Origin of the sequence: Mycolicibacterium wolinskyi str. Jessa 2025, assembly GCF_049241375.1 — a bacterium.
Classification (GTDB): domain Bacteria; phylum Actinomycetota; class Actinomycetes; order Mycobacteriales; family Mycobacteriaceae; genus Mycobacterium; species Mycobacterium wolinskyi.
Genome location: NZ_CP185960.1, coordinates 7,127,360 through 7,146,118 on the forward strand (window position 1 = coordinate 7,127,360; position 18,759 = coordinate 7,146,118).

Annotated in this window: 15 protein-coding genes and 1 pseudogene; 1 reads left to right on the forward strand and 15 read right to left on the reverse strand. The window is 65.2% G+C overall.

Annotated features, from left to right (window positions below; translation table 11 throughout):
• The 5 genes from ACOI2T_RS35200 to ACOI2T_RS35220 form a co-directional block, all read right to left on the reverse strand.
• Positions 1-615, reverse strand: a complete 615-nt coding sequence (locus tag ACOI2T_RS35200; RefSeq protein ID WP_409502908.1) for a TetR/AcrR family transcriptional regulator — start codon at positions 613-615, stop codon at positions 1-3.
• Positions 616-646: 31 nt separating this feature from the next.
• Positions 647-2,860: a PE-PPE domain-containing protein gene (locus ACOI2T_RS35205; protein ID WP_409502909.1), complete on the reverse strand. Its 2,214-nt coding sequence runs from the start codon at positions 2,858-2,860 to the stop codon at positions 647-649.
• Positions 2,861-3,313: 453 nt separating this feature from the next.
• Positions 3,314-5,512 (reverse strand): AAA family ATPase, encoded by a 2,199-nt coding sequence (locus tag ACOI2T_RS35210; RefSeq protein ID WP_409502910.1) that lies wholly within the window; start codon positions 5,510-5,512, stop codon positions 3,314-3,316.
• 343 nt (positions 5,513-5,855) lie between these two features.
• Positions 5,856-6,623 carry a fructosamine kinase family protein gene (locus tag ACOI2T_RS35215; protein WP_409502911.1) on the reverse strand — a complete coding sequence of 256 codons (768 nt, stop codon included), beginning with the start codon at positions 6,621-6,623 and terminating at the stop codon, positions 5,856-5,858.
• Positions 6,623-7,462: an SDR family NAD(P)-dependent oxidoreductase gene (locus tag ACOI2T_RS35220; RefSeq protein ID WP_409502912.1), complete on the reverse strand. Its 840-nt coding sequence runs from the start codon at positions 7,460-7,462 to the stop codon at positions 6,623-6,625. The genes ACOI2T_RS35215 and ACOI2T_RS35220 overlap by 1 nt, the downstream gene beginning before the upstream one ends.
• A gap of 108 nt (positions 7,463-7,570) precedes the next feature.
• Between ACOI2T_RS35220 and ACOI2T_RS35225 the strand changes: the two genes are divergently transcribed.
• Positions 7,571-9,085: an HNH endonuclease signature motif containing protein gene (locus tag ACOI2T_RS35225; RefSeq protein ID WP_409502913.1), complete on the forward strand. Its 1,515-nt coding sequence runs from the start codon at positions 7,571-7,573 to the stop codon at positions 9,083-9,085.
• Here ACOI2T_RS35225 and ACOI2T_RS35230 read toward each other — a convergent pair.
• The 10 genes and pseudogenes from ACOI2T_RS35230 to ACOI2T_RS35275 form a co-directional block, all read right to left on the reverse strand.
• Complete coding sequence (locus tag ACOI2T_RS35230) at positions 9,082-9,669, reverse strand: TetR/AcrR family transcriptional regulator (protein WP_409502914.1); 588 nt, start codon at positions 9,667-9,669, stop codon at positions 9,082-9,084. The genes ACOI2T_RS35225 and ACOI2T_RS35230 overlap by 4 nt on opposite strands.
• Before the next feature lie 10 nt (positions 9,670-9,679).
• Entirely contained in the window at positions 9,680-10,741 is a 1,062-nt protein-coding gene (locus ACOI2T_RS35235; RefSeq protein WP_409502915.1) for an alcohol dehydrogenase catalytic domain-containing protein, read from the reverse strand.
• A 76-nt stretch (positions 10,742-10,817) separates the two neighbouring features.
• Positions 10,818-11,486, reverse strand: coding sequence for a YoaK family protein (locus ACOI2T_RS35240; RefSeq protein ID WP_067848783.1), 669 nt, complete (start codon positions 11,484-11,486; stop codon positions 10,818-10,820).
• 16 nt (positions 11,487-11,502) lie between these two features.
• A complete protein-coding gene (locus ACOI2T_RS35245; RefSeq protein ID WP_409502916.1) occupies positions 11,503-12,324 on the reverse strand; it encodes a mammalian cell entry protein in 822 nt (273 codons plus the stop codon).
• A complete protein-coding gene (locus ACOI2T_RS35250; protein WP_409502917.1) occupies positions 12,291-12,842 on the reverse strand; it encodes an Rv1363c family protein in 552 nt (183 codons plus the stop codon). Before ACOI2T_RS35250 ends, ACOI2T_RS35245 begins: the two co-directional genes overlap by 34 nt.
• Entirely contained in the window at positions 12,839-13,807 is a 969-nt protein-coding gene (locus ACOI2T_RS35255; protein WP_409502918.1) for an RDD family protein, read from the reverse strand. Before ACOI2T_RS35255 ends, ACOI2T_RS35250 begins: the two co-directional genes overlap by 4 nt.
• Positions 13,804-14,427 (reverse strand): Rv1363c family protein, encoded by a 624-nt coding sequence (locus tag ACOI2T_RS35260; protein ID WP_409502919.1) that lies wholly within the window; start codon positions 14,425-14,427, stop codon positions 13,804-13,806. The genes ACOI2T_RS35255 and ACOI2T_RS35260 overlap by 4 nt, the downstream gene beginning before the upstream one ends.
• On the reverse strand, positions 14,397-15,953 hold the full coding sequence (locus tag ACOI2T_RS35265) for an MCE family protein (protein WP_085150142.1): 1,557 nt from the start codon (positions 15,951-15,953) through the stop codon (positions 14,397-14,399). The genes ACOI2T_RS35260 and ACOI2T_RS35265 overlap by 31 nt, the downstream gene beginning before the upstream one ends.
• Positions 15,954-15,956: 3 nt before the next feature.
• Entirely contained in the window at positions 15,957-17,108 is a 1,152-nt protein-coding gene (locus ACOI2T_RS35270) for a virulence factor Mce family protein (protein ID WP_067848802.1), read from the reverse strand.
• A pseudogene (locus ACOI2T_RS35275) lies at positions 17,108-18,756 on the reverse strand (virulence factor Mce family protein). The gene ACOI2T_RS35270 and the pseudogene ACOI2T_RS35275 overlap by 1 nt, the downstream one beginning before the upstream one ends.
• Positions 18,757-18,759: the final 3 nt, after the last annotated feature.

The window sequence follows — 18,759 nt, forward strand, 5'->3', positions numbered from 1 at the left end:
TTATGACTGCTTCCTGTCAATAGCGTCGACATCGAACGGGCTGAACGGCAGCGCCGCGCCGCCGTCCCAGCACAGTCGCGTCAGATGCTCGACGAGCTCCGCACGCGGCATCGACGAACTACGGATCCACCATTCCGCGGTCACCGTCGCGGACCCGACGATCGCGCGCGCCCACGGCGCGGCGGCCGCGGTGTTTGCGCCGCCGGCCGCCAGCGACGCGCTCAGCATCGCCTCGACCGCGCCGGCAAGCGCCTCGTGCACATCCAGCGCCCGGTAGAGGTTCGGTTCGTCCTGCATCCACTGGCAGATGACGTCGAAGAACAACTCCATGCGACGGCGCAAATCCGTTGAGCCATCAGCTCTTTTCGTGATCTTCGCGAGCAGTCTGCCGGCTTGGCGCTCACTGAGCGCGGCGAGGATTGCCGCCCGGTTCGGGAACACCGCGTAGACGGCCGACCGGACGAATCCCGCCTCGCCGGCCACCTCCGCAATGCCTACCTCAGGCCCTTTCTCACGGATGGCCCGCTCGGCGGCATCAAGCAGGTCTGATCGTCGCTGCTCGACATCGACACCGGGGCCGACAGGCCTTCCGCGTCCGCGCCTGACTGAAGCCACCGGTCAATCGTAGTGACGGTCTTGGCGCGGACTACTCCGAACCATCGCTCTCGCTACCCGAGTCCTGGCTCTCGTTCTTGTCCTTCTTATTCGCGCCGAGCTTCTTCTTGACGTCCGCGCCGACCTTGTCGACAGCTTTCTTGAGATTGTCGCCGGCCTTCTTGACCGCGTCGCGCACCGGCGTCTTGCGCTTCAGTTCGGTGTCGGAAGTTGTTGTGCTGCCGGGCCGCTCGGGAGCACCGTCACGCACCTCCGCCAAGAACTTGCCGACACTGCGCTGCACGTTGCCCAGATGTTCCTGCGTGACTTCCGGTTCATCCGGAAGTTGCGATTCGACGGCGGTCAACACCTGGGACACCCCGTCACCGGCGTCGCGGCTGACGTTTCTGATCGTGGTGCCCGGCGCCGTCAAGACCTGTTCCACAGCGTCGTCCTGCTCTTCGGTGAGTTCGATGTCGAACGTCTCGACGACGTCGTTCTTCACCCGGATCAGGCTGTCGCTCAGTTCATCTCCGAAGCCGGCACCAAGCGCGGCGATGAGATCGCCCGGCAGCAGGGCCCTCTGCTCGCGGGTGAGCGTGCGGGTGCCGAACAGCGTTGGCTCGCCGAACTCGTCGAGCGTGCGGGTGTACGTACCATCCGGATTGCGCACGACGTCCGGGTAAGCGATCTTGACCAGCATGTCCAGCGCCGGTTCGAGTGCGTCGGCCAACGGTGTGTTGATGTCGGTGTTGCCCGTCGCCAGGCCGATCAATTGCGCGGGCAACCGCATGGGCGTCAAGAGCGGCAGTTCATCGACCGGAAGGGTGTAGTAGACCGTGCCGTCTTCACCAACGTAGCCGCCCGCACCGAGGTTTTCGAAGTCGACTCCGGTGAGAAGGTTCGTCAGGAACAGGGCGGATGCCACCGAGTTCGCCCATGCGATCGGGTTCGCTGTCGCGGGAGCGTCGGACAACAGGTCATATTGCCAGCCGATGTCGGCCTTGAGGGTTATGACGATCGGCTCCCCGTCGGCATTCTCGATCACTGTCTGCAGATTGCCGAGTTGGTCGATGCTGATGTCGCCGCCGGTCAGAAGATCGCGGATCAGATCCGGGTCCACGCCTTCCGGCAACACATCCTGACGTTCGGGACTCACCGGATCGACGCCCGTGAGTTCTTCGTAGATCGGCGCGAATCGCGCGTACAGTCCGCCGTTGGCCCGGCCCGGATTCCGCACCAGCACAAGCGACAGCACCGTGACGTCGATGACGCCGCCGGGCTGCGTCACCTCGTACTCGGGAGGTTGGCCGGGCTGCGGGTACTGCGGCGTGGGCAACGGGGTCGGAAGGTTCTGGGTGGTGACCGTGACGAGGGTGACCTGACCGTTCGGTCCGACGATGGCGATCTGGCGCGGCCCGGTCTGCGGCGCGCCGACCTCATACGGGTCATAACCCTCGTGTGTGGCGCCCTGAACGCTGTCGATAAATGCTCGGTAGGCCGTCCCGGCCGCGATCGCGCCGTCGCCGTATGCGATCAGATTTACGTTGGTCAGGTACGCGGTCCAGTTCAGGATCGGGGCGAGTGCGCCTGCGTCACCGTGTTCGAGAGCATATGCGAGATAGGCGAGTTGGCCCGCCGTCGGCAAGGTGCCGAGGTCACTGGGCGACACCCACTGCCCCTCGGTCTGCGTGGTCCAGAAGCCCGGTTCGACGATCCCGAAGTCGGGCACCGTGATGGTCTGCGGAATGTTGGCGACGGCAGCGAGCGCCTTGTTGGTGGCGCACTGCGCGCGGTTGGACAGGCCGCGACAACCGCCGAGGAACGACGGCAAGTTGTACGCGACGTCGTAAGCGGCGTCATAGGCCGGTTGGTAGGCGGGGTTCGGTTCGGTGTGGGAGCCGGTCTGCCCCACGACCGGCAGAGTGTAGGACGGCACACCGTCGATCCACGTTACCCAGACGGGTTGGAGATCGACTTCGCCGATGCCCCAGGCGATCAGGGGGTTGTCGTCTTTCGCCCCGACGATGGCGTTGTTGATCGCCCGCGGATCCGATGGCAACGTCGATCCGCCCACCGGCAACCAATCCGGAAACCCGATGAAGTACGTCTCACTGTTTGCGGCATTTGCGAACGCGGGGGTGAGTCCCACCGCGAGTGCACTCGCGGCGATCCCACCCATGAGGCCCAGCTTCTTTGCCTTCGCCCGATCCAGGCGACGTCGGCGGGTCCGCGAAGGTTCGTGGATCGCTCCCAGTTTACGCATTTCATCGCCCCGCTCTCAGGTTTCTCTCAGGTGGCGATCGGGACGCTACTACCGCCCACATCGTTTGCCGTAAATTTTCTCCGGTGTCAATCTTCGGTATTTCAGTGAGCAAATACATGCCGCGGCGCAGCTACGGATTCATTGCTGCATACCGTTCGCGCCAGGCCGAATTCGCTCGACTCGCGGGCAGGCCGAAAACTTGTCGCAGATGTCCGAAACCAGCCATCGCATGGGGTTTCGCCTACCCGATGTTGTCATCGGTAAATGGCATGGACGTGCACTTCTAGCAAATGGTGGGTGATTGCAGCGTGATTCCGGAGAACTGTTGCTGCATATGGGAGTTGACGATGCGCTGTGACGTCATTACCGGAAAGCAATGACAGCGAAGGCCTCTCATGACCTTCGGATTCCACGCGGCAAATCCGCGGCGCAGCCTTTCGCGCAGGCTCGTCGCTACGCGGCGTCCTTCTCCTTCTTGTCCTGCTGCTTGTCGGTCGCGTTCTTGACGGCCTTCTCGACACCGTCGGTCACTGCCTTGATCTGCTTGCGGCCGTTCTCGGCGACCTTGTTGATGCGGTCTTGAGCGTCCTGCACAGCCTTCTGAGTACGCTCGCGAGCCTTTTCGGCGGATGCCTTGGCCCGGTCACTCGCCTCCTTGACCGTCGTCTGGAGTTGCTCACGGGCGTCGTCAGCGGCATTGCTCAACCTCTTCGGGGCGGTGGCCTCGGTGTCGTCTGCATCGGCCGTGGCATCCAAATTCAACGTCTTCTTGTCCGGCGCACCGATCCCGGTTTCCGTAATACCCTGCGGCTCAAAGTTGGTCGTCGTGACGTCGGGTGCGTCGGCAGTGTCGAGCGCTCCGTTGGTGAGATTCTCCAACGCCTGTGGCAGGCCGGAGACGTCAAATCCGTTACCGGCGTTGGGCAGCGCGTCATCTAGGCCGAGAAGTCCGAGGACTGTGGCGATGACGTTGGGTACCGGGCCATCCCGGTTGACGAGCCCGTCGTCGATGGCGTTCTGAACGCCGATCGCGAGCGCGTTCACGAGATGACCGGGCACCTGTCCCCAGTCAAGATCGGGCAGTGTGCCAAAGGCGGTCGGCACGTCGGCTTCGTCGAGCGTGCGGTCGTATTCGCCGGTCGCCTCGTTGTAGTACACGTCGGTGTAGCCGAGATTCACCAGGCTTGTGAGCAAGGGACTCAACGCCGTTCCGATCGGGTTGTTGAGATTCGCACCGGTCAGCAGGTTGATGACATCGAACGCCAGATAGGTCGGTTCGAGCAGCGGCAGGCTGCGCGCCGGGATGGTGATGTAGATGTTGAGTTTCGGTCCCTTGGTGGGATCGTCTCCGGGATCGGCCAGGTAGTCGGTGATGTCCTCGCCGAGCTGCTGGGCGATCTGATCCAGCACGACGTCGGTGAGGATGCCGTCGAGGGTCTGACCCCTGAGGATGTACGTCGGGAACAGCCCCGCCGCAACATTATTGGCCATCGTGAACGGGTTGGGCCAAGCCGCGAAGTCCGAGAGCGGCAGATACTCCGCCGTCGCGTCGATCTTGACCGGGATGAGGTTGGCCCCGCCAAGGGCCAGGCCGAAGATCTGGATGTCGTTCAGCAACCCGTCCCCGTCAGTGCTGCTCTGCACCTGGGTATTCGGCGTGACGGTGTCGATCCCGACCAACCGGAACAGCGGATACATCCGGGCCAGGATGCCGCCGTTGGCACGCCCGGGGTTGTCGATGAGGACCATCGGCAGCAGGGTGAAGCTACCGAGGAGCGGATCGTTGCCCGAATAATTAGCTCCGCCAGGCTGATTCGGCAGATCGTCGACGACTTGCTGATACGCCGCCCCTGCGGCGAAGGCACCCAGTCCCATGCCGACGACGATCGGTACACGAAGGTCGACCACGCTCGGGAAGTGGTTCAGCTCGTCTTCGATCTTCTTGAGGATTTCCTTCACCAGAATGTGGTTCAACCCGCCGGTCGGCACCAACGAATTCAGTAGCTGGTCCACCTCGGCCGACGTGACCGAGAGGTACTCCGTGCCGTTGATCTCGTCGGCCACCGAGTTGGGAAACGACGGCACCCAGCCGAGGTCGACGCCGAACAACTTGAGAAGAGTGAAGATCGGCCCTGCCGTGATGACGTTGATGCCTGCGGTGTCTGGCACCGCGGCGAGGTTCAACGGGTCACTGAGGTCGAGGCCGAGAGGCTTGAGCAACTCGGTCAGTGTCGTGGTGGTGTCGAGTCCGGGCAGGCCAACTGCCGCGAGAGCGTCGTTCAGCTCGGTGAGCAGACCGCCGAGCGCTAGCGCATCGAACACCGGGTCGAGATCCACCGGCAAGTCGCCCAGCGCACCGGTCAGGACGCCGGCCAGCACCTGGTTGAGGACTCCGGCCGCCAAGGTCTCCAAGTCGATACCCAGAGCCTCGGCGGCCGCCGCGAGATTGACGTTGTTGACCAAGGCCGTCATCAGCTCGTGGCCGATCGCCTGGGACAGGTTGTACACCTGGGGGCCAAGCCCGTTGGTGAGATCATCGATCTGGTCCGGCGGCGGGAAGATGTGCACGCCGGCCTGCAGGTCGACATCTCGCTTGACCGCGGCCGCGTTCGCTTCGGGCAGCGGGGCTATTCCGGCAGTCAGGGCGGTCACCGTTGCAGTCGCTGCGCCGATAGTCGCGATCTTCTTCACACGTTGCCGACGCATACGGTGTTTGACGCCCATACGAGCTGTCCTTTCGACCGATTTCTTAGGTTGTTCTCAGGCACCGTACACCGCCGTGATGGCGATCACTATGGTTGCTGAGGAAATTTTCACGCCGCGGTAATTGACCCTTGAGCAAACGAACGCCGTCGTAGCATTCAACGCGTATGGGCTGGATAATGCGTATCAAGCATCCGTTCTCCGCCATTCCAGCGATGGTCCATATCTACGCGCGCGTCAGTTGCTACGTAGAAGCGTCCACTCGGGGCGGCACTGGGCATTGCGCTGTTTACTAGAAATCCTTGACCAGCCGGCCGGCGATGAACTCCACCTCGCGCTCATAAGCCCCGCCGAACAACACCACGTGTGCGAGCAGCGGGTACAGCTGATGCAGACCGATACGGTCTCGCCAACCGTCGCGTAATCGCCGGATCGATTGATAGCCCGCAAGTATCTCGCCGAGATGCGGACAACCAAACAGGTCCAGCATCGCCAGGTCTGTCTCACGATGTCCGGCGTGCGCGGCCGGGTCGATCAATACGACACCGTTCGGCGTCCACATCACGTTGCCGCTCCACAGGTCACCATGCAGGCGGCATGGCGCGTCATCGTCGTCGAATCTCCCCGTGCCGCAGAGCTCGATCACCGCATCGACGGCCTCGCGGGTCGCACCGTTCATCGATGGCGCGGCCAGCCGGGCCATCGGCCGCAACCGTTCCTCGGCGTAGAACTCACCCCAGGATTCGCGCCCGGCCAATGACATCGGCAACGGATGCGCCATCGGCCCGAAGAAACCTTGACCGTCATATCCGTCGGGTCCAACGCCAAACGTCGGCGCGCCCGCGTCATGGGTGACGGCGAGTCGTCGACCGAAGTCGTGGGCGGCTTCAGCCGACGGCGCAACGGATTTCAGGCGCTGCAACGTCAACGATGTGGCGTCGTGGGCCAACACGCGTACGCACTCGGCTCCGCCATCGACAGCGAGCCAGCGCAGGCCTGCCGCCTCGGCAGCGAAGAACCCCGGCGGCGCAGCCGGATTGCGCTTGACGAACTCGTCCACTATCGCCGGCGCGGCACGCCGGCAATCTGGGCGAGCATGCGATCACGAAGCGCTGCAGGGATATTCGTCACGAACGCGACCTGGAGCTTGTTGCCCAAGCCGACGATGTAGCGGGCGCGCGGGCGACGCGCTGTCAACGCCTCCTCCACAACGGCGACCACCTTGGAGGTGGGCACCGCCATCTTCCGCGCCATCGGGATGAACTTCTTCATCCCCGCCACGTGTTGGGCGTACAGGACACGATGCTCGGTCGACATCGCCGCTTCCGTCTGGATCACCATATCGTCGGCCGTGCGCCACATGTCGGTGTCGGTCTGCGCCGGCTCGACCACCACAACGGAAACACCCCACGGCCGCAACTCGACCCGCAGCGCATCCGCGCCCGCCTCCAAGGCGAACTTCGACGCCGAGTACGCGCCGAGCATGGGCAACGACAGTTGTCCGTTCACGCTGGAGATGAACACCACCCGGCCACGCGATTCCCGAAGCTTGGGCAAAACCGCGCGCGTGACCGCGAACTGACCGATCACGTTGACGTCGAGTTGTTTACGCCAGTCCTCCGCGGTGAGCGCCTCCACCGCACCGGCCACCACGATTCCGGCATTGTTGACGACGGCATCCAACCGCTGCGGTAACACATCGGGCAGTGCCGCGATGTGGCCGGCATCGGTGACGTCGAGGATGACGGTCGAGATGCGGTCCGGGTTCACCGATGCCACCGCCGCGGCATCGGCCTCGGTACGGACGCCGGCGACCACGGTCCATCCGGACGCAGCCAGATGTTCGACGATGGCTCTGCCGATGCCACGCGCCGCGCCGGTGACGAGAACTGTAGGCATAGCCGCGAGAGTACTGCCCGATCTCCGAGTTATCCCCAACCTGTACTTCATCCACAGGCGACCGATTTGGTGTGCGGCGGGCCGGCCGGGATGGGTAGATTCGAATACATGTTCGATGGATCGCTCGCTGAGATCGCCGAGCTGGCGGGCTTGGACGACGCCACGCTCAACGACACCGCGGCCGGGTGGGCCAAGGTCGAGGCCGCCGCGGCCGCCCGCAAACTCGCCACGATGGCCGAGATCTTCACCCGCCGCACCGACACCCCGACCGCCGAGGATCGCGAGCTGTGGTGGGTGGATCCGAGCGCCGCGGTCGGAGCCGAACTCGGTGCGTCTCAAGGAGTCAGTTCCTGGAATGCCCTGTCGCAGGCCCGGATCGGCGTGGTGGTGCGCGACCGGCTGCCCGCGGTGGGCGCGTTGTTCGCCACCGGTCTGGTCGACGAGGACTTGGTGCGTGCCATCGTCTGGTGTACCCATCTCATACAAGACCCCGTCGCGCTGGCCCGCGTCGATGCCGACCTGGCCGCCCGGATCACCCGGTGGGGCGCGTGGTCTGACCGCGCGATCCGCAAGGCCATCGACGCGTTGGTCATCGAGCATGATCCGGGTGCGCTGCGCCGCGGCAAGGCCGCCGTGCGGGCCCGCTATGTCGACTTCGGTTCGCCCGGGGACGAGCCCGGGACGACAAGCATGTCCGGTCGGTTGCAGACGCACAACGCCGAGTTGGTGGACAGCGTCATCGACGAGATGGCCAGATCGGTGTGCGCCCACGATCCCCGCACACTCGATCAACGCCGCTCGGACGCCATGGGCGCGCTGGCGGCCCGCACCGACCTGGCGTGTCTGTGCGGCCGAGACGACTGCACCGCAGGCACATCGGATGCGTCGACGAACAACGTTGTGGTGCATGTGGTGGCCGACCGGGCCACGGTCGAGGCTGCGGCCGCCACGCCGGACGAGTCAGCCGACGAGACCAGCGAGGAGCTCGCGCCCCCTCCCCCGGAAGCGCGAGCCGACGATGTCGCGCCCGCGTTCATTCTGGGCGGCGGAGTCCTGCCTGCCTACGCCTTGGCCGAGATCCTGCCGTTCGCGACCGTGCGGCCGGTGATCCACCCCGGCGACGCGCCCCCTGAGCCCGGATACATCCCCTCACGGGCATTGGCCGATTTCGTGCGCTGCCGCGATCTCACGTGTCGCTTTCCCTACTGCGACAAACCGGCGGACCGATGCGACATCGACCACACGGTGCCTCATCCGTGGGGGTGTACACATGCGTCGAACTTGAAGTGCCTGTGCCGTTTTCATCACCTGCTGAAAACGTTCTGGATTGGCGAAGGCGGCTGGAAAGACCGCCAACTGCCTGACGGCACAGTCATCTGGACCGCGCCCACCGGACACGAGTACACCACCGTGCCCGGGAGCCGCCTCCACGTTCCCGCTCTTGCTGTGCCGACCGGCACCCTGGTGTTGCCCGATTCGGTGCCGACGCAATCCGGCGACCGAAGTGTGATGATGCCCAGACGGAATCACACCCGAGCCGAGAACACCCTGCGCGCCATCGCCGCCGAACGACGTCTCAACGACGCCTTCGTCGCCGAGTGCAATGCGCCCCCGCCGTTCTAGCGCAGCGGAAGCACCGCGATCGCGGGCTCGATGACAGCGCGTAACCGCCTTGGCGATACGCCGTCTCGGGCCTGAACCGATAGGCCGTTCAGCACGGTTGCGAAGTAGTCACCCAATTGCTGGACGTCGGCGTCTGGGCGCAGTTCACCTGATTTCTTGGCCGCACGGACGGCCCCGGTGATGGATTGCGCTCTCTCGTGTCTGTGCTTCTCGAGCCACTCACGAATCTCTTCGTGCCCGGGCGTGCAGTTGGTTGCCGCGGTCACGACCATGCAGCCGCGCGGATGGGGTTTGGCATAGACGTCGACCGCGTCGCGCAGCATGCGACGCAGGGCGTCCACCAGGGTGGGCTCCTCGGCGATTGCCCGGTCGGCGAAACCGCCCTCGGTTTGCATGTAGAGCTCGACGGCCTCGCGGAACATCTGCTCCTTGGATCCGAATGCCGCGTACAGACGTGCGGATGCCAATCCGGTCGCTGCCACGAGGTCGGCCATCGAAACACCCTCGAATCCGTGTCGCCAGAACAACTCCTGCATTGTCCGCAGGGCGGCGTCGCGGTCGAATTCCCTTGGACGTCCAGCCATCACGCAGCTCTCAGAATCGGTCGATCACAACCACACCGGTTGTACCGTAGGCCGCCATCGACTCTAGTACGCCGCCCACACCGTCGAGACCGACGGTTGAGGAGACGACCTTCCCAGGGTCGAGCGTGCCGGCCTTGACCATCGACAACATCGAGGGGAACCGGTGTGCTGCCATCCCGAAGGCGGAGAGGAATTCCAGTTCCCGGATCATCATGACGTCAATCGGCAGCGCGACGTTGCCGCGTTCGGAGGGTGTGGTGTGGCCCAGCTGGACGTGTCTGCCCCGAATACGAAGTGACTCCACCGATGCCCGGCAGGATGCCGCGATTCCGACGGCGTCGACCGACACATGCGCACCGCCACTGGTGAGTTCGCGCACGGCGCCTGCCGCATCGTCCTTGGCGGCGTTCACCGTGTGCACAGCGCCGAGGCCGCGGGCCGTTTCGAGCTTGTCATCGAAAATGTCGACGGCGATCACGTTCGCGCCGACTGCGGCCGCGATCTGCACCACGGCCAGTCCCATGCCGCCGCCCGCCCCGTGCACGGCCACCCATTCGCCGCCGCGCGTCCTGGCCTGCTCGGCGATGCCATGAAACGCCGCCATGTACCGACAGCCGAGGCTGGCTGCGGCCGTCGCGCTCAGCGTCTCCGGCAACTCCACCAAGTTCACATCGGCGAACCGCACCGCGACGTACTCGGCATAGCCACCCCAATAGGACACACCGGGCACCAAATCGGCGAAGTGTTCACATACCTGCTGATTTCCCGTTCGGCACGTCTGGCAGGTCCCGTCGCCCGGGTTCATCGGGAACGTCACTCTGGCGCCGGGCTTCCAGTTCCGGACGTCAGCGCCGACTTCGACGATCGTTCCGGCGAACTCGTGCCCGAGGACGAACGGCGCCGTGAGAACTGGCCCGCCGGACCAGAACTGGCCCGACCACAACGCCCAGTCCGTACGGCAGATGCCGTTGGCTTCGACGCGCAGGATCGCGCCGTCGGGCGGGCATACCGGATCGGGCACTTCGGCCATGACCGGCGGTGTTCCGAGTTGTTCTATGACGGATGCGCGCATCGACTGTCCTATTCTTTGTTGATCGACAAAGAATAGGATGCGGCAGTCATCGCCCGAGCGCAAGCGCACCGCCGTTCTAGCGACCGAACCTGAAGATGAGCGCGCTGATCGCCACCACAACCGCAGCCAGCGCGATCACGGGCGCCACGGTGAACCTCGACAGGGTCGCACCGATCACCGCACCACCGCACATCGTGGCGACCACTGCGTAGCGCAGCTTCTCGCGTTGTCCGGTACCTCCGGCCAGGCGGCTGTCGAACCCTATGCCGACGATCGTCGACGTGAGCACCGTGGTGCTGAGCTCCTGTATCCCGAACTGACGGGCCGTGGCGTTCTGGATGCCGAAGGTCAGGGCGAGTCCGGCGATCAGGAACAGTTTGGAGTTGTCGTGATAACGCAGCACTCCGGTGCCGGCAAGGACCGAAAGTGCGGTCAACATAACGACTTCCACGCCGAGGGCGACCGTGAGCCAGGTCCGCACATGGCTGTCGATGTGCCTCGCCAACCTTCCGCCCAGCACAGTGCCCGCCACGAAACCGGCGAATGCGACGACGGCGGCAGTCAGGTCCACCCCCGAATGGGGCACGAACCAGAAGCCAAGGAAGATCACATTGCCGGTCATGTTCGCGACGAACACGTGACCGAGTACCAGCACGCTGATCGCATCGACGATTCCGGTGGCCAATGTCAGCAGCAGAAGCGCAGTGACAGTGAGTCGTTCGGATACCGGCGACGCGATGGCCATGCCCAGCTCCTCGAGGCTAGAGCTGCGGCGACAGATCCAGTTGAGTCAGCGCGGGCATCTGCGTGATGCGCCAATCTCCGCCGTCGCGAACGAGAGTCAACCGATACGACAGGTACCGCAACGACGGAACGTTCTTGGTCACCGGGCTGGTCGACACCGAGTTGGTGTAGACGATCGCGGTGGCCTCCGTCGGGCTGATGCTCTCCACCGCCGTGCCGACCACCTGCGTGTTGTTGGTGATCTGAGCCTGCTTGTTGGAGGGCACGATGGAATCGATGAACTGCCGGTACTGATTGGCGAAGTCATTCGACAAGTACCGCGACGCCCGGTCGGGCAACGACTCGATGTTGTCGGGCGTGTAGGTCCACAGCGTGGTGATCGCATCGGCCGACGTCTGTGCCACTTGGAGTTTGGTGTCCACCAGGGCGCGATCGGACAGGTACGGCTGCACCATCGCCCCCGCGAATGCGCCCGCGGTGACGAACACCGCCGCCGCACCCACCGCGGCATAGGTGAGCCGCTTCCCGGCCGGGCGGTGCGGGACGAGGACAGGCTCCGGTTTTTCCTCCGCGGCGGGCTCGGGCTCTTCAGGCTCCGCGGCTTCCGCCTCAACCTCGGCTTCCGGTTCCGGTTCAACCTCCGGCTCCGGCTCCACCGCGGCTGCGCGTCGCCCTTTGCCGACCGGCGTACGTTTGGGCCGTGCCTCCGGGGACGGCTCGTTGCGGTCCGTCTCCTCGGCGGGCTGCTCCGCGTTGCGTTTGCGTCCGAAACCCCAACGGCGGCGTGGCTTCTGGTCGTCGGACGTCAGATCACCTGGATCAGCTGGCTGATCTTCCACTGTTGTCCTTCCAGAATAGTCGTTGCCACCCAACGGTTTCCGCTCTCGATGTTGGTCTTCCCGTCCGGCGACCGGGTGTTGATCTTGGTCGCGACCAGCACGTCAGCGCTGCCGTTGTCGTTCCAGCGTTGAATACCGGCCTCCAGGACGGTGCCTGCGGTCGGTTCGGCGCGGGCCACCTGGATGATGATCTCGTTCTGCTTCTCTTTGAACATCTTCTGGAAGTCGCCGGTGGCCTGCGTCAGGATGCGGTCCGCGTAGTCGTTGGCGTGGAACGGATCGAGCGTCGTGTAGACGGTCATGAACTCGCGCACGTAGCTCAGTGCTGCCGCGTTCTTGATCTCGGTGCGACGATCGGTCTCGTGCCGCACGAGTATGAACGTGCTGCCCGCGACGGCCGCCGCGATCAACAGTCCGCACAACAAAGCGATGATCGGCAGCCCCCACCGAATGGGCGGCTTGGGCTCGACCGCGAAGTAGTCGCGCTCGTCGGGTTCGATACGGCGGCGGGGGCTCATTGACCGCCCCCGTTCATCTGAGGCTTCTTGAGCACCGTGAGGTTGTCGACCTGCCACGCGTCGCCGGATTTGCGGAAGTCGGCCCGCACGGTCGCGGTGATGAACTTCAGGTCCTGCGGGTTGGTTCCGCGCTGGCCCTGCATCGCCAAGAGCATCGACGCTTCGGATTTGGTGGCCGACAGCACGGCGCTGCTCACCGCCCAGTACTCGTTGGTGGTCGGGCCCGCCTTGCGGACTGCGTCCTGCTGCGCGATCACCTGGGGGCGGTAGTTGTCGGTCGCGAGGCTCTGGGCGCGCGCGAAATCCTGGTCGAACGAATCGACGCCGTAACTCAGCAGCTGCTCGACGATCCGCGGGCCGTCGTTGGCGATCTGCTCGTGCGCTTGGCGCACCGCCTGGTCCTGGCGGTACACGGCCAGGTAGCCCACACCCGCCGCGACCACACACACGAGCGCCGCGGACACCAAAACCACGCCGGCGCGGCGACGGGCGTCGTGCTCAGGGGTTTCGACGCGGTGCACTTCGGTGCGGGTCAGCAGATCGGCGAACGTGCGCTTGCGCTTGTCCCACAACGGCCACAGCCAACCGATGAACACCGCGGCGGTATCGAGCAGATGGGCGACATCGCGCAGCAACAGCCGGACCGAACCGGCCTTGCCGTCGTCGCGCGTCACGACCCTGATGCCGAACACCGCGCGGCCCACCGACCAGCCCTTGGTCGCGGGCCACAACACGCGGTTGGCCAGGACGGCGATTGTCACCAGGACGGCCGCGACGAAGGAGCCCCACCACAACCAGCCGTACAGCGGAGCCGCGAAGGCCAGCAACGCCAGCGTCGCTATCCCAGCCAATCCCGGAACCACGTCGATCGCGAACGCCCCGGCCCGCGACCACCACGACGCCAACGGCACGTCCGGAGTGTCGTTCACGGTTTCCACGTCGGTGGAGTCGAGCACGGCAGTCACGACGTGACCTGATCCAGTCTCGCGACCTTGTAGGTGCCGTCCTCGGCGCGCGCCATCTTCACCCGCAACCGATAGCCCTGTTCCTCATCCGACTTCTCGGTGTTGGTCACCAGCACGCGCACCGCGACGAGCAGGTCCATCGACCCGTCGTCGTTGTGCTTCTCCACGGCAGCGCGCAGATCCGACACCTTCACCTGGACGTTGGCCGCCTGATAGGCGTCGAGCAACATCCCGCTGTACAGGCCGGCCTGCGTCTCGAAGTCACCGGTCGCGCATTCGATGATCTTGGTCTGGGCCTCGATCATGGCCTGGGTGTCCGGCGCCTGAGTCGCCGTCACACAGTCCTTGGCCGCCTGCAGGGCCGCGGCCTCGTCGCGCGCGATCTGCTCACTGGCCGAATGCGCGCGCAACGCGAGGTAGCCACCGACACCTGCGGCGGCAGCCAGGACGACCAGCCCCGCGCAGATGGCCGACATCCAGCCCCGACCGAGCCGGGACGGCCGGCGCTCATCGACGGCCTCGGTGGTGTCCTCTACGGTCTCCTCGGCTTGAGGTTCGGTGTGCTCCGGTTCCTGCTGATCGGTGAGGTTCAGCTGGCTGGCGCCAGCATCTCCTTCCATCCGTCATCTCCTGGGTTATTCGAGTTGGTGACGGAGTACTTCACACCGCCGGGACCGACCACCTCACCGCTGGATGGGCTATAGGTAGCGGTCGAGCCTGCTCCCGGAGTGTAGATGCAGGGGTTGGGTTGTTGTCCACTGCAAGTGACACTGCCACCACGGGGCGCGGTGAGCGGATCGCTCGTCGGTCCGGAAGCCACCTCGGGAGGAGGCAGCTGGCTCGCCGGCAACGGGTTGAGCCCGTTGTTGATCGAGGGCGCCGGGATCACGCGGCCCGGATCGACCGGCTGATCGCAGCGCGCGGCAGGAGCCGGGCAGTTCCGGATCTGGTTCGGGTCGCCGTACCACGGGTTGGTGCCCAACGGCACGTACGGCTCCTCGCTACGGCACTCCCGCGGGGTGGCTGCCCGCTTTCCGGGCACGTCGGCGCACGGATAGTTGCGGGCACCGCGGACCGCGTTGGGCGCGTCCTTCGGGATCTTGCAGTACAGGCCGTCGGGTAACGGACGCGTGGAAGTGTCTGCGGGCGAACGCCATTCGGAGGCGGGCAGGAAGCCCGTCAGGCACGGCGGCGGCGAGTTGATGCCAAGGCCGAAGTGCAGCAGACCCTCGGGCGCGAAGATCGTCGCGGTCTGTGCGATCGCGCCGCCCTGCGGCAGCACCACCAGCACCTGCTCGACGTTCTTGTTGTAGCGCTTGAGCATGTCGATGACGATCTCGAGGTTCGCCAGCGTCTGCGGCAGCGATTCCCGTACGTCACTGAACACCGCGTTGAGCTGATCGGCGGTCGGCGCGGCCTGCTGCAGACCACTGCGCAGCGCGGCATCGTTCTGCGCGCTCTGTGCGGCGAGCGTGTTCAGGTTCGCCGCCCACTGCGAGATCGCATCGCCCGAGTTCACCTGACTGTCGATGATCGGCCCGGAGTTCTCGATGATGTCGTTGACCGGATCGATGTTCTGCTTGAAGTCGCCCGCGATGGCCTGCGTCGAGTCGACGAGGCGTTGCAGCGACGGGCCGAGACCGCCGAAGGCCTTGGACGCCTCGTCGAGCAGCGTGCCGATCTTCTCCTTGGGCAGCACCGCGAGGCCGTGTTCGGCGGCATCGAGCGCCGGGCCGACCTCGGCGGGCACGGTGCCCTTCGTGATGGTCTGCCCCTCGCTGAAGTACTGCTTGGGGTCGCCCTCGGAGATCAGGTCGATGAACTGCTCACCGACCGCCGACACCGAGTGCACGTTGGCGCTCGCGTCGACCGGGATCTTGTACTGGTCGTAGATCTCCATCTCGACCCGGGCGCCCCGCTCGGTGGGCTCCACCGACGTGACCTTGCCGATGGTAGTGCCGCGGTAGGTCACGTTGGCCGTCTCGTACAAACCGGCCGAGTTCGGAAGCTCGGCGTTGAGCTTGTACATCCCGATCCCGGCCCACGTGGGCAGCCGCAGGTAGAACAACGCCAGCACCACCAGCGCGACCAGCGTCAGCGTCAGGAAGATGACGAGCTGCATCTTGATGAAGCGGGTCAGCAGCATGCCTCACTCCCCCCTTTCCACCAGCGGGCCACCGGGTGCATTGTGCGGGTTCGGTGTGAACCGCACATCCGGGATCATCGTGTTCGGGTCGCGGCCCCAGGCCTGTTCCAGCGCCCGCAGCATGCCCGAGACGCCGGTTCCGGACAGGAACGCGTTGTCGACCGAGCTCAGCGTGAGGTCCAACTTCAACGACACGTTGATGAAGTCGCCACGAATGGCTTTCGGGATGTTGTCGATGTTGAACGGCACGGTCAGCAGCAGCTTGAGCGCGCCCACCAGATACGGAGCCGCCCGGCTGAGCTGCTTGAGCGGCCGCTGCAGGTTCTGCAGGTTGGTGTGCAGATTCGCGTTGGTGTTCGACAGCGTCTCGTCGGCGGCTGCCGACAACCGGCCCAGCGCAGTCACCGCGTCCGCGAACAGATCCCGGGTCTCGGCGAAATGCTGGATCAGCGGCGGGAATTCGGTCAGCACCCGGTCCAGCGTGTCGTTGCGCTGCGACACGATGTTCAGCAACCGGTTCGTCGAGTCGATCGCGCGGTTGATCTCCTGGCGCTGCTGGTTGAGCTCGTCGGTGAACGTGTCGAGCCGGTTGAGGAATTCGCGAACCTGATCGGCGCGGCCGTTGAGGATGTTGAACACCTCGGTCTGGATGACCTCGATGTTCGGGATGCCGCCACCGGTCAGGATGCCGGAGATACCCGCCAGCGTCCGCTCGATGGTCGGGTAGGCCGACGACTGGGCAAGCGGAATGGTGTCGCCGCTCTTGAGCATCTCCCGCGACGGGTCCTCGGGCGGATTGAGCTCGACGTGCTGCGAACCCAGAAGGCTGGTCTGACCGATCTTGGCCAGCGTGTTCTTGGGCAGCTCGATGCCCGGCTGAAGATCGATCGTCAGCGTGGGCACCCAGTTGATGAGCTCGATCTTGCGAACCCGGCCCACGAACACGTCGCGCACCCGGACCCGGCTGTTGGCGTTGAGGGCCAACGTTTCCGGCATCTGCACATACAGCGTCGTCGACCCCGACTCGGTGCCGGGCCCGCCCGGCAGCGGCACGTTGGCCACGCCGCGCCACTGACCGCACGAGGTCAGCACGAGCGCCGCCGCGGCGAGCACCGCGATGCGGCGGCCGATGCGACTCACCTTTCGAATCTTCATCACGGGGCTCCTGCTTCGGCGGGCAGCGGCGGGCCGGCCGGTGCCGGGGCAGCGGGTGCGGCCGGGGCCGCGGGCGCGGGCGCGGGCGCCGACAACGGATCACCCGGGATAACTCCGGGAGCCGGGCCGGCGGCGGGCCGGGCTGCGGATACCACGGCGGCGGCAACGGATTTCGCTCGTCGTACGCATTCGGCGGACCGGGCAGGTTGCCGCCCGGCGGCACGCCGAACGCCGGCGGGGCAGGCGGCGGCACGATGTCCGGGCCACCCATCAGTTCGGCCAGCGACTCCGGGGTCAGCATGTTCTGCGTGAACGGCTGCACCTGGACACCCTGCATCCCCGGCGCCACGATCCAGCCCGGCTCGTGGTTGCCGTGCGAGAACAACGTGTCGCGCGACCAGATACCCGGAACGGTGGTGTCCTTGTATCCCGGCGGCGGCTGCAGCCGCTTCTCGGAGTACGCGATCTGCTTCGGCAGCGTCATCGCCGTGCTGGCCAGGTTCTGGCCGAACGGCAGGTAGTTGAACTTGATCGCATCGAGGATCGGGGCCAGGTACTGCGCGCACAGTTCCGCGGAATCCTGGTAGCCCAACCGGCTTCCGGCCTGGATCGAGCTGCAGATGAACTGCAGCGGGTTCGAGAAGTTGGTCAGGCCGGGCAGAACGGGAAGGCCCACGATGCCGCCCTGGTTGGGCGCCACGATGTTGACGACGTTGGCGGCCAGGTTCGGATAGGCGTGCAGACCGGTTTCCAGGCCGTTGCGCGGTTCCGGCTGCAGGATCGCCGTGGTCACCTGCTCGAGGTTGTTGATGTCGTGCGTGAGCACTCCACCGTTCTCGTCCAGGAACTCACGTGTGGTCTTGAGGACCCGCTCCAGATCTTGCAGCGCCGTCGCCAACTCCTGATCGGTGTTGGTGAACGAATTCGTGAACTGCGCCAGATCGTTGTTGAGCGCCACGAACTGCTGATCGCTTCGGTGCAGCGCATTGACGAACAACGCCAGGCTCTTGACCACCGCGAAGAAGTCGCCGCGGCCCTCGTTGAGCGTCGTCAACGCCTCGGACAGGCCGTTGAGCGTCCGGTTGACCTGATCGCCCTTGCCGGCGAACCCGTCCGCGAACGATTCGATGATGTCGCCGAACGGGCCCTTGGGTTGTTCGGGCGTCGGGCCCAGGTCGGCGAGCAGGCGCGTGACCTGGTTGCGCAGTTCGTCGTACTCGATGGGGATCTGGGTGCGCTCGATCGGGATGACCGCGCCGTCCTCCATCACCGGTCCGCCGGTGTAGGGCGGCGACATCTGGATGACGCGCGAGGCCACCAGGCTCGGGTTGAGCACCGAAGCCGTCGCGTCCGCGGGCACCTTGTACTTGTTGTTGAAGTGGAAGACCACTTTCATCTTGTCGCCTGCGGTCTCGATCGAATCGATCGCGCCGACCTTGACGCCCATGATGAGCACCTTGTCGCCGGGATAGAGCGCGAGCACCTCGGGGAAGTACGCGGTGACCGTGGTCGTGGTCAGTCGCTTGTACAGGTTGATACCGAGGAACCCGGCCACCAACGCCGCGGCCACCAGAAGCGCGCCGACGATCACAGCTGCCCGGGAAACGCTGGGCAACTTGATGTTTCGGATGTTGAAGATCGTTGACATGAC

Coding starts and splice junctions, on each gene's coding strand:
- ACOI2T_RS35205 (WP_409502909.1), bottom strand. CDS start 2,860: ATGCGTAAACTGGGAGCGATCCACGAACCTTCGCGGACCCGCCGACGT.
- ACOI2T_RS35220 (WP_409502912.1), bottom strand. CDS start 7,462: ATGCCTACAGTTCTCGTCACCGGCGCGGCGCGTGGCATCGGCAGAGCC.
- ACOI2T_RS35225 (WP_409502913.1), top strand. CDS start 7,571: ATGTTCGATGGATCGCTCGCTGAGATCGCCGAGCTGGCGGGCTTGGAC.
- ACOI2T_RS35230 (WP_409502914.1), bottom strand. CDS start 9,669: ATGGCTGGACGTCCAAGGGAATTCGACCGCGACGCCGCCCTGCGGACA.
- ACOI2T_RS35235 (WP_409502915.1), bottom strand. CDS start 10,741: ATGCGCGCATCCGTCATAGAACAACTCGGAACACCGCCGGTCATGGCC.
- ACOI2T_RS35240 (WP_067848783.1), bottom strand. CDS start 11,486: ATGGCCATCGCGTCGCCGGTATCCGAACGACTCACTGTCACTGCGCTT.
- ACOI2T_RS35250 (WP_409502917.1), bottom strand. CDS start 12,842: ATGAGCCCCCGCCGCCGTATCGAACCCGACGAGCGCGACTACTTCGCG.
- ACOI2T_RS35260 (WP_409502919.1), bottom strand. CDS start 14,427: ATGGAAGGAGATGCTGGCGCCAGCCAGCTGAACCTCACCGATCAGCAG.
- ACOI2T_RS35265 (WP_085150142.1), bottom strand. CDS start 15,953: ATGCTGCTGACCCGCTTCATCAAGATGCAGCTCGTCATCTTCCTGACG.
- ACOI2T_RS35270 (WP_067848802.1), bottom strand. CDS start 17,108: ATGAAGATTCGAAAGGTGAGTCGCATCGGCCGCCGCATCGCGGTGCTC.